Below are 10,075 nucleotides of genomic sequence, written 5' to 3' on the forward strand. Positions count from 1 at the left end.
AAAGCGGATCTGTTTCCGATGCCGACGGGCAGCGCGATTGTTCGCGTCTGGTTGCGTCGGGCAATCCGGATTACCCGCCCTATCTCTGGGTGGCCAAGGATGGCCATACCCTGCAAGGTGCTGCTGCCGACTTCATCAAACGGGCCGGCGAACTGGCCGGTGTTGAAGTCGATGTCGTCTATTCGGGCAACTGGGGCCGTGTGCAGCAACATATGCGCGACGGAACGATCGATCTGATCGCCGGTGCCTTTCTGACCCTGCCGCGTCTCGAATATATGGATTATTTCTATCCCGCTTTTCAGGGCACGCGCACCATGATCTGGACGCGCGACAATCTTGATCTGCGCTACAGCCAGTGGTCCGATCTGGTCGGGATCGATGGTCTGACCGTGATCAATAACAGTTTCGGGCAGGCGTTCGATACCTATGCCCGCCACAACCTGACCATCAGCGAAGTGCCAAGCCTCGAACAAGGCTTGCAGATGCTCTCGCTTGGTCGGGCGGAATACCTGATTTACGAAGAATTCCCCGGCAAGGCCGTGGCCGCCCACGAAAACATCACCAATATCCGCAGCTACGACACCCCGGTCAGCACCGAAAATCTCTATCTGACCATGTCGCACAAATCGGAATGCAACACCGGCGAACTGCGCGGCCGCCTGTCGCGTGCCGTCTTCGATCTCGTCTCCCGTAATGTGATGACCGAAATGCTCGAAGCCAGCATCCAGGAATGGGGCGACCAGACCAACTGAGCCCAAACCAACTAAGGGCAGACCAGCTAGGGGTCCAACCAATTGGGGTCAAACCAACTTGGGTCAGACCAATTAGGGTCAGACCAATTAGGGTCAGACAAACCGGGGTCAAACCAACTCGGGTCAGGCAAACTGGGGTCAGACCAACCAGGGTCAAACCAACTGGGGCCAGACTAACTGCAGTCAGGCTAGCCAAGGTCAGGCCGACTGCGGATTGTTGCCGCGCCATACGCGGGATATCTCTGTCGACCCGTGGACGAACAGTCCGGATTATTGCGGCACCGACAATGTGAGGATTCCTCACATTTAATCTATACCTCTGAAATCATGGGGCGTTTCCGCGGCCAGCGCGCGAACTGCAATCCGAACCCGTTGAATATCGACGGCTTCACGCCGATTTTGTCTCTATGCTGCCCGCCGCATCAAAAAACCGGTATAGCTATGCGGATTTAATTTGACGTTAACGTTAACGTCAACTACAACAGAGTCGCATCATATCCCGGTGTGTTTGATCCTCATCGCGCCGGTTTCACCACAGGATCGCGACATGGCCTCGTTTGAACCGCAAAATCCCGATTACGTCGCCGAAGTGCGCCGGCGTTTCGCCCAGCAGCCCTACAATCTGTCGATCGGGGCCGAGGTTTCTGATGTCAAACCGGGCCGGGTCGAGGTGATTGTGCCAACGCGGCCTGATTTGTTGCAGCATAACGGCTATTTCCATGGCGGTCTGATCGCCGGGCTCGCCGATATCGCCGGTGGTTTTGCCGGCTGGAGTTTGGTCGAGGCCGATCAGGGCATGCTGACGATTGAATACAAACTCAACATCGTCGCACCGGGCATGGGCGATCAGTTGCGCGCGGTTGGCGAGGTGGTTTCACGGGGTCGGTCGATCATTGTCACCCGCATCGATGTCTTTGGTATGAGGAATACCGAAAAGGTCCTCTGTGCGACGTCGCTTCAGACGCTCAAGGTGATGAAGCTTCCGCCGGAATTACTCACCAGCGCCGCATAATCGGGCTGATTATTCACTTTTATCAAATAACCAAATTGCGCAGGGCAGGAACAGTAACATGGCATTTTTCGACTTCCCCGGACTGAAATTCGATCTTGGCGAAACCGCGGACGCCATCCGCGAAACCGTCTCGTCATTTGCCGAGGCCGAAATCGCCCCACGCGCGGCCGAGATTGATGCCAGCAACCACTTCCCCAATGATCTGTGGCGCAAATTCGGTGATCTTGGCCTGCTCGGTATGACCGTGTCCGAAGAAGACGGCGGTACAGGCCTTGGATACCTTGAACATGTCATCGCCATGGAAGAAATCAGCCGTGCTTCGGCCTCGGTGGCTCTTTCATACGGTGCGCATTCCAACCTGTGCGTCAACCAGATCAAACGCAATGCCACGGCCGAGCAAAAGGCCAAATACCTGCCCAAACTGATCAGCGGCGAGCATATCGGCGCGCTGGCGATGAGCGAGCCGGGCGCAGGCTCGGACGTTGTGTCGATGAAGCTTAAGGCCGAGAAAAAGGGCGATCGCTTTATCCTTAATGGCAACAAGATGTGGATCACCAACGGCCCGGATGCCCATACGCTGGTCGTCTATGCCAAAACCGATCCCGATGCCGGGCCCAAGGGCATTACCGCCTTTATCATTGAAAAGACGTTCAAGGGGTTCTCGACGGCGCAAAAACTCGACAAACTGGGGATGCGTGGGTCGAACACCTGCGAACTCGTATTCCAGGATTGCGAAGTACCCGAGGAAAACATTCTGGGGCAGCTCAATGGCGGTGTGCGGGTTTTGATGAGCGGCCTTGATTACGAACGCGCGGTTCTGGCCGCGGGTCCCACGGGGATCATGCGCGCCTGCATGGATGTCGTCGTGCCTTATATTCACGAACGCAAACAGTTCGGTAAGGCGATTGGCGAGTTCCAGCTGATGCAGGGCAAGATCGCCGATATGTACACCACGATGAATGCGTGTCGTGCCTATGTTTACGAAGTCGCCAAGGCGTGTGATCGCGGGGAAACCTCGCGCAAGGATGCGGCCGGTGTGATCCTCTATGCTGCCGAAAAGGCAACCTGGATGGCGCTGGAAGCCATTCAGACGCTGGGCGGCAATGGCTATATCAATGAATATCCGACCGGCCGGTTGCTGCGCGATGCCAAGCTTTACGAAATTGGCGCCGGCACCAGCGAAATCCGCCGCATGCTGATTGGCCGCGAACTGTTTGGCGAAACCGCCTGAGTTCTGAGCTGAAACCCGAAACTTCGTCCCACGAACAAACGGACCCATACCATGAGCACTTCTGATCCGATCGTCATTGTTTCCTGTGCCCGCACCGCGATGGGCGGATTGCAGGGGGATTTTGCCAGCGTGACTGCCGCCGAGCTGGGCGGTGTTGCCATCAAGGCAGCGCTTGAGCGCGGCGGTATGAGCGCCGATGATATTGATGAAGTCATCATGGGTAATGTTCTGCCCGCCGGTCAGGGGCAGGCGCCCGCCCGTCAGGCCGCCTGGCATGCAGGCATCCCGCGTGCGGCGGGCGCGACCACGATCAACAAGATGTGTGGATCGGGCATGAAAGCGGTGATGTTTGCCCATGATACGCTGGTCGCCGGTGGCGCCAATGTCATGGTGGTCGGTGGCATGGAAAGCATGACCAATGCGCCGTTCCTGCTTCCGAAAATGCGGTCGGGCCACAAATACGGTCATGACATGGTCTATGACCACATGGCACTTGATGGGCTGGAAGATGCCTATGACAAGGGTCGTTCAATGGGCACCTTTGCCGAGGCGACCGCCGAGAAATACGGCTTCACCCGCAAAGAGCAGGATGACTACGCCATTACCTCGCTGACGCGGGCGCAAAATGCCGCCACGTCCGGCCATTTTGCCGATGAAATTACCCCGGTGACCTTTAACACCCGCAAGGGCGAGGTCACGATTGATGCCGATGAACAGCCGCCCAAGGCCAAACCTGAAAAAATCCCGACCCTGCGCCCGGCCTTCGCCAAGGACGGTACGGTCACTGCCGCCCATTCGGCATCAATTTCCGATGGCGCTGCGGCCCTTGTGATGATGCGCGCGTCGGAAGCCGAAAAGCGCGGGCTTAAGCCGCTTGCCAAGATCGTCGGTCAGTCGACTCACGCCCAGGAACCCTGCTGGTTCACGACGGCCCCGATTGATGCGATCAAAAAGGTGCTGGGCAAAACCGGCTGGTCCAAAGACGATGTCGATCTTTGGGAAATCAACGAAGCCTTTGCCGTGGTCGCCATGGCCGCGATCCGTGATCTGGAACTTGATCACGGCAAGGTCAATGTCCATGGGGGTGCCTGTGCACTCGGCCATCCGATTGGTGCGACTGGTGCGCGGTTACTCGTAACCCTGATCCATGCGCTTAAAACTCATGGCGGGACCAAGGGTGTGGCGTCGCTTTGCATTGGTGGCGGTGAGGCCACGGCGGTTGCCATCGAGCTGCTTTAAGTTTTTGGTAAATTATGTGAACGAAGTTACGCCCCTGTGATCAGGCCGTTCGGCTTTCTGATGACAGAAAACCGTGATCCTGCTATCGGAATTGCGGTTTTGGCGCAGGGGCGCGGCTGCTTGCGCGACACCAACACCGGGGTATCATAGTCAAGGGACAGCCATGCAAGATGTGTTGAGCCTGGCGGCGCAAAATCTTCTGTCGCCCATCGTTCTTTTCTTTGTTCTGGGGGTGGGGGCTGCCCTTGCGCGATCGGATCTGACGATCCCGGAAGCCGTCGCCAAAGGCATTTCGCTTTATCTTCTGTTTGCCATTGGCTTCAAGGGCGGGGTGGCGGTCTCAAATAACGGGATCGACCTGACACTTGGCATGACCCTGATGGCGGGCGTGATCCTGTCCTTTGTCTTGCCCTTCATTGCCTTTGCGCTTTTGCGCTGGATATCGCAACTGAGCAGAACAGATGCTGCTGCGGTCGCAGGGCATTATGGCTCGATCTCGATCGTGACCTTTGTCGCGGCAACCTCGGTCCTGCAAAGTTCGGGCATTGTTGCCGAGGGTTACATGGTTGCGGTTGCTGCCGCGATGGAGGCACCTGCGATCTTTTCGGCCCTGTTGCTGGTGTCATCGGGCGGCAAGGGCCGGATGGATGGCGCGCTGATCCGTGAAATCCTGCTGAATGGTTCCATTGTCCTGCTAGTTGGCAGTTTCTTTATCGGTTGGATCACCGGTGCCGAGGGCATGGCCAAGATCGAAGCCCTGATTGTTTCGCCCTTCCAGGGGGTTCTTTGCCTGTTCCTGCTGGATATGGGGCTGGTTGCAGGGCGCGGCCTTAAACAGGGGCGTGCTGTGTTGCGTCCGGGGCCGCTTGTTTTCGGGATGTTGATGCCGGTGATCGGTTCGTGCCTTGGATTGGCGTTTGCGCTGATGATCGGGCTGTCGCTTGGTGGTGCGGTGCTGTTGATGGTGCTGGCCGCCTCGGCAAGTTATATCGCGGTGCCTGCGGCCATGCGTGTTGCCCTGCCAGAGGCCAATCCGTCGGTCTATCTTACGCTGTCGCTTGGCGTGACGTTCCCCTTCAACCTGACGCTTGGCATTCCGCTTTATCTTGCGATGGCCAGCGCCGTTCACGGAGGTTAATCCCATGGAAAAGCATGATGCCAAACGCGTGGCGATCATTATCGAAGCCATTATGGAAAGCCGCCTGCATCAGGCGCTTGAGGGTGCGGGGGTTACGGGCTTTTCCGTGCTGCCAGTACTTGGCGGATCGGGGCGGTCAGGCAGTTGGAGCCGCGATGATACCGTATCGCGTGGCGGCGGCATGGTTCAGGTGATCTGTATCATCCGCCCGGAGAAGCTTGACCGGATGCTTGAGGCCGCGTTCGAGGTGGTGGATCGTCACATCGGTGTTGTCACGATCAGTGACTGTCAGGTGCTGCGCGCGGATCGTTTCTAGGAACGTCAGGGTTTGGTTGTCTGCAAAACAAAGGAGATCGCACGTTTAGAACGGTTCGAAAGGTTGGAATGGGGGCTATCAACTTGGGCAATTTGGTCCTATTTTGTCGACAGCGTTATGACAGAATAGGGGACTTCGCGAGATGTCAAAGCCAACCGTTGATCGGATGCTTGCCGGGTTCAAGAGCTTTAAGGCGATGTATTATGATCAGCGCCCGGAACGCGTCGAGGACCTGGTCAATATGGGCCAGCGACCGGAAGTTCTTCTGATTGCCTGTTCTGATTCCCGCGTTGATCCCGCCATCCTGACCAATGCCGAACCGGGCGAGATGTTTGTCATCCGTAACGTGGCAAACCTTGTCCCGCCCTATGAGCCCGATGAGAATTACCACGGGACGTCGTCGGCGATCGAATTTGCGGTGCGTGACCTGAAGGTCAGGGACATCGTCATTCTGGGCCATTCGGCGTGCGGTGGCATGGAGGCTCTGGTCGAGCACGGCGAAGCGGGCAAGGTGCCGGACCGTGACTTTATCGGCGAGTGGGTCAGCATTTCGAAATGCTGTCTCGAACATGGCCCGGATGTCGACAAGGTATCGCGTCATTCGATCCGTAACTCGCTGCAAAACCTGATGTCGTTCCCGTTCATCAAGGAACGGGTCGAGGCCGGTGACCTCAAGCTGCATGGCTGGTGGTACGGCATGAAAGAAGGGATCCTGTGGCGCTTTGATGCCGCGCAGGACAAATTTGTTCAGGGCGAAGAGTAAGCCCGGTCTGATGACAACGATCTTCTGATCGCAGGACCGGACATCGCCTGTAAGTGGGAGGATGGCCGTCATGCGGTTGGAAGAACATCAGATCATGGTGCGCGATACCGCGCGCGAGTTCGCCGAAAACGAACTCAAACCCAATGCCGCAAAATGGGACATCCACCATACCTTCCCGGCCGAGGCGATTGCAGGACTCGGCGAGCTCGGCTTTTTGGGCATGCTGGTGCCTGACGAGTATGGCGGGGCGGGCATGGATCATGTCGCCTATGCCTTGGCACTTGAAGAAATTGCCGCTGGTGACGGCGCGACATCGACCATCATGTCGGTGCATAACTCTGTTGGCTGCATGCCGATCCTGAAATTCGGGACAGAGGCCCAAAAGCAGGAATTTCTGATCCCGATGGCGCGCGGTGAAAAGATCGGGGCGTTCTGCCTGACCGAACCGCAGGCCGGATCGGATGCCAGTGCGCTGCGTACCCGGGCGGTTCGCGATGGCGATCACTGGGTTTTAAATGGCGCCAAGCAATTCATCACATCGGGGTCCGAGGGCGATGTCGCCATCGTCTTTGCCGTGACCGATCCGGAAGCCGGAAAGCGCGGCATATCTGCCTTTATCGTGCCGACCGATACGCCGGGTTATGTTGTTTCGCGGGTCGAGGAAAAGTTGGGGCAGAATGCCTCGGACACCTGCCAGATCACCTTTGTTGAATGCCGGGTGCCAGCCGAGAACATGCTGGGCGAGGAAGGGCAGGGCTACAAGATTGCGCTTGCCAACTTGGAAGGCGGGCGCATCGGCATTGCCGCCCAGTCCGTCGGCATGGCGCGCGCGGCGTTCGAGGCCGCAAAGGATTACGCCAATGAACGCGAAACATTCGGCAAGAAGATCATTGATCATCAGGCGGTGGCGTTTCGTCTGGCCGATATGGCCACCAAGATCGATGCCGCCCGGTTGCTGGTCCATCGCGCCGCTGCCTTGCGCGATGATCACAAGCCGTGTCTGACCGAGGCCTGCATGGCCAAGATGTTTGCATCCGAAATCGCCGAAGAAGTGTGCTCAAGCGCGATCCAGATCCATGGTGGATACGGCTACCTCAAGGACTTCCCGGTCGAGCGCATCTATCGCGATGTCCGGGTTTGTCAGATCTATGAAGGCACGTCTGATATCCAGCGGATGGTGATTGCACGCGCACTGGCAGATTGACGAGGCTGCGCGTCGGCTGATTGTTAGCTCGGTGGCGGGGCGAAGCGTTCGAGGAAGCGTTCCGCGCGCGGCAGGGCGTCATGCAGGAACTGTGTGGGTTCGCGAAGCCATAATCCATCGATCTGGCGCGACTTGGGTTCGGAAATCAAAACGTCGTGCGGGATTTCTTTGATTTCGACATCCCAGTCCGGCCAACGCTGTCTGGCCCGGCGGATGCAATGGCTGATGAATGCCGTCCGCTTGCTGTAGCCATGATAATCAAACACCCAGTCATCGTGGGCGACGACAATGTGATTGCCCGGATGATCTTTTTTCGGGTGAAGCCAAAGTGCCGTGAGCTCCCCAATCGCGCTGTATCGCTTGATAAAGGCGTGAGCGAGGATGTGGCAGGCACCACAGGCAAAGAACACACGGTCCGGCAGGTTCCAGCGCATCACCGGATCGCTTTTGCGATAGTTCGGTGTTCTTGGCTGATACATCGACCTTAATCCTGACGCCCGGGCAGAAGTCCGTGCTTTTCAAGTAACCTGCGGAACTGGTGATAGTTCAGATCAAGCGCCTTGGCAGCTTCGGTCTGGTTGTTGGCGTTTTGGCGCAGGGCCTGTTCAAGCAGCTTGATTTCGAAATTGGCGACTTGTGTTTTGAAGTCGATATTTGTGTCTGGTTCCGGAGCGTCGACTTCTGGCGCAGGTGTCGGCGTGTCACGGTCGGTCTCTGACCAGATGTCCTCGAACGGATCGATGGTGATGTGGGCCAGCGGGGTTTCGTCGTCCTCAGCAAGGTAGATGCTGCGTTCAACCGCGTTGCGCAGTTCGCGGATGTTGCCGGGCCAAGGGTAGCGGAGCAATTGTTCGGCGGCATTGCGCGAGAAGCCCGGAAAGACGCTGCGTCCAAGGCGTTTTGTCATCTCAAGCGCGAATTGTTCGGCGAGCAACAGGATATCATCAGACCTTTGGCGGAGCGGTGGTACGGCGATGACGTCAAAGGCGAGGCGATCAAGCAGATCGGCGCGGAACCTGTTGGTTTTGGCCAGTTCGCGCAGGTTTTCATTTGTCACACCAATGACGCGGGTGTCGACTTCGATGACTTCGGAGCCGCCTACACGTTCGATCTCGCCATACTCCACAACACGCAGAAGCTTTTCCTGCACCACCGGGCTGGCGGTGGCGATTTCGTCCAGGATGATGGTGCCACCATGCGCACGTTCGAACCGTCCAATATGGCGTTTGGTGGCCCCGGTAAACGCCCCGGCCTCGTGCCCGAACAGTTCGGTATCAAGCAGGGTTTCAGACAAGGCGGCGCAATTGACCTTGACCAGTGGCCCGCCCCAGCGGCGCGAAAGATAGTGCAGGCGGGCGGCAATCAGTTCCTTGCCCGAGCCGCGTTCGCCAATCACCAGACACGGGCGTTCAATCGGCGCCAAGCGTGAAACATGTTCAAGGGCGGCGAGAAAAACGGGGTCTTCGCCCAATATCGGTTGCAAGCTATCCATTTCGCGAAAAACGTTATCGAAAAACGTCAATATTGTCGCGATAAAAGTTAAACAAAAAGTCTGATGATTAATTAAGTCATTGATTTTAGGGAGTTTCAAAACTGGCACGGCATTTGAAATACAGAGTGCAGAATTTGTAGCGTCCCCCGATTAATTAAGGAGATCAGACAATGGGCGTGTTTTCGCGTTTGTCCGATATCGTAAATGCCAACATCAACTCGCTTCTGGATCGTGCCGAAGATCCGGAGAAAATGGTGCGGTTGATGATCCAGGAAATGGAAGACACCCTGGTTGAGGTGCGTTCCGCCGCCGTCAAGGCGATTGCCGACAAGAAAGAAGTCGAGCGCAAGCTCAAGAAACTTCATGACGGTCAGGTCGAATGGGACACCAAGGCAGAGTTTGCAGTTTCCAAGGGCCGTGATGATCTGGCCAAGGGCGCACTGATGGCGCGCCGTCGTCTGGCCGATCAGAGCCTTGTGCTTGAGCGGGAACTGGAAGTGATCGAGGAAACCCTTGGCAAGTATGACGAGGACCTCAATAAACTTCAAAACAAGCTGAATGAAGCCAAGGCGAAACAGCGTACGGTTGAAATCCGCATGCAGACGGCTGAAAAGCGTGTCAAAATGAAAGAAAAGCTGCATTCCGGTCAGATCGACGAGGCACTTCTGCGTTATGAGCAGATGGAGCGCCGGATTGACGAACTTGAAGCGAGTGCGGACTCCTGGGACCTTGGTCGCGGACAGAGCCTTGAGGAACAGTTCGAAGACCTTGAGGCCGAGCTCGGGATCGAGGATGATCTTAAGGAACTGAAAGCACGCGTAAAAAGCGACGCGAAAAAAGACAAATAAGTAACGGGTTTTCGTGTTTCGATACGTGGATCCAAGGGTCAGAACTCATTCACATGACCGGCCCGGCAACTGATATGAGA

The 10,075-nt window shown here is 56.8% G+C and carries 11 protein-coding genes and 1 pseudogene; 10 read left to right on the plus strand and 2 right to left on the minus strand.

Annotated elements, in window-relative coordinates; translation table 11 throughout:
• The 9 genes and pseudogenes from B3Z49_RS07165 to B3Z49_RS07200 all read left to right on the plus strand — a co-directional run.
• Window positions 1-752: substrate-binding periplasmic protein (locus B3Z49_RS07165; RefSeq protein WP_296989399.1), on the plus strand; the 752-nt coding region annotated here is incomplete at its 5' end.
• A gap of 109 nt (window positions 753-861) precedes the next feature.
• Window positions 862-1,062 (plus strand): annotated as a pseudogene (locus B3Z49_RS22085) (hypothetical protein); the annotation flags it as partial.
• A 237-nt stretch (window positions 1,063-1,299) separates the two neighbouring features.
• Window positions 1,300-1,764: a PaaI family thioesterase gene (locus B3Z49_RS07170; RefSeq protein WP_296989402.1), complete on the plus strand. Its 465-nt coding sequence runs from the start codon at window positions 1,300-1,302 to the stop codon at window positions 1,762-1,764.
• Window positions 1,765-1,822: 58 nt separating this feature from the next.
• A complete protein-coding gene (locus B3Z49_RS07175; protein WP_296989404.1) occupies window positions 1,823-2,995 on the plus strand; it encodes an isovaleryl-CoA dehydrogenase in 1,173 nt (390 codons plus the stop codon).
• Window positions 2,996-3,046: 51 nt separating this feature from the next.
• The gene (locus B3Z49_RS07180) at window positions 3,047-4,234 is read left to right on the plus strand and encodes an acetyl-CoA C-acyltransferase (RefSeq protein WP_296989405.1); all 1,188 of its coding nucleotides are present in this window, start codon (window positions 3,047-3,049) and stop codon (window positions 4,232-4,234) included.
• Between the two features lie 163 nt (window positions 4,235-4,397).
• On the plus strand, window positions 4,398-5,372 hold the full coding sequence (locus tag B3Z49_RS07185) for a sodium-dependent bicarbonate transport family permease (RefSeq protein ID WP_296989407.1): 975 nt from the start codon (window positions 4,398-4,400) through the stop codon (window positions 5,370-5,372).
• Between the two features lie 4 nt (window positions 5,373-5,376).
• Window positions 5,377-5,688, plus strand: a complete 312-nt coding sequence (locus B3Z49_RS07190; RefSeq protein ID WP_296989408.1) for a P-II family nitrogen regulator — start codon at window positions 5,377-5,379, stop codon at window positions 5,686-5,688.
• A 142-nt stretch (window positions 5,689-5,830) separates the two neighbouring features.
• Window positions 5,831-6,451, plus strand: coding sequence for a carbonic anhydrase (locus B3Z49_RS07195; RefSeq protein WP_008888479.1), 621 nt, complete (start codon window positions 5,831-5,833; stop codon window positions 6,449-6,451).
• 70 nt (window positions 6,452-6,521) lie between these two features.
• A complete protein-coding gene (locus B3Z49_RS07200) occupies window positions 6,522-7,655 on the plus strand; it encodes an acyl-CoA dehydrogenase (RefSeq protein WP_296989412.1) in 1,134 nt (377 codons plus the stop codon).
• A 23-nt stretch (window positions 7,656-7,678) separates the two neighbouring features.
• Here B3Z49_RS07200 and B3Z49_RS07205 read toward each other — a convergent pair whose 3' ends face one another.
• Together B3Z49_RS07205 and pspF are read right to left on the minus strand one after the other, a co-directional pair.
• Window positions 7,679-8,134 carry a hypothetical protein gene (locus B3Z49_RS07205; protein ID WP_296989415.1) on the minus strand — a complete coding sequence of 152 codons (456 nt, stop codon included), beginning with the start codon at window positions 8,132-8,134 and terminating at the stop codon, window positions 7,679-7,681.
• Window positions 8,135-8,139: 5 nt separating this feature from the next.
• Window positions 8,140-9,147 (minus strand): phage shock protein operon transcriptional activator, encoded by a 1,008-nt coding sequence (pspF, locus tag B3Z49_RS07210; RefSeq protein ID WP_296989417.1) that lies wholly within the window; start codon window positions 9,145-9,147, stop codon window positions 8,140-8,142.
• Window positions 9,148-9,317: 170 nt separating this feature from the next.
• Here pspF and pspA point away from each other — a divergent pair, with 170 nt between their 5' ends.
• Complete coding sequence (pspA, locus tag B3Z49_RS07215; RefSeq protein WP_008888471.1) at window positions 9,318-9,995, plus strand: phage shock protein PspA; 678 nt, start codon at window positions 9,318-9,320, stop codon at window positions 9,993-9,995.
• The last annotated feature ends 80 nt before the right edge of the window (window positions 9,996-10,075 follow it).

Source organism: Thalassospira sp. UBA1131 (genome assembly GCF_002311515.1).
In the GTDB taxonomy this organism is placed as follows: domain Bacteria; phylum Pseudomonadota; class Alphaproteobacteria; order Rhodospirillales; family Thalassospiraceae; genus Thalassospira.

Coding starts and splice junctions, on each gene's coding strand:
- B3Z49_RS07195 (WP_008888479.1), top strand. CDS start 5,831: ATGTCAAAGCCAACCGTTGATCGGATGCTTGCCGGGTTCAAGAGCTTT.
- B3Z49_RS07190 (WP_296989408.1), top strand. CDS start 5,377: ATGGAAAAGCATGATGCCAAACGCGTGGCGATCATTATCGAAGCCATT.
- B3Z49_RS07180 (WP_296989405.1), top strand. CDS start 3,047: ATGAGCACTTCTGATCCGATCGTCATTGTTTCCTGTGCCCGCACCGCG.
- B3Z49_RS07170 (WP_296989402.1), top strand. CDS start 1,300: ATGGCCTCGTTTGAACCGCAAAATCCCGATTACGTCGCCGAAGTGCGC.
- pspA (WP_008888471.1), top strand. CDS start 9,318: ATGGGCGTGTTTTCGCGTTTGTCCGATATCGTAAATGCCAACATCAAC.
- B3Z49_RS07205 (WP_296989415.1), bottom strand. CDS start 8,134: ATGTATCAGCCAAGAACACCGAACTATCGCAAAAGCGATCCGGTGATG.
- B3Z49_RS07185 (WP_296989407.1), top strand. CDS start 4,398: ATGCAAGATGTGTTGAGCCTGGCGGCGCAAAATCTTCTGTCGCCCATC.
- B3Z49_RS07175 (WP_296989404.1), top strand. CDS start 1,823: ATGGCATTTTTCGACTTCCCCGGACTGAAATTCGATCTTGGCGAAACC.
- B3Z49_RS07200 (WP_296989412.1), top strand. CDS start 6,522: ATGCGGTTGGAAGAACATCAGATCATGGTGCGCGATACCGCGCGCGAG.
- pspF (WP_296989417.1), bottom strand. CDS start 9,147: ATGGATAGCTTGCAACCGATATTGGGCGAAGACCCCGTTTTTCTCGCC.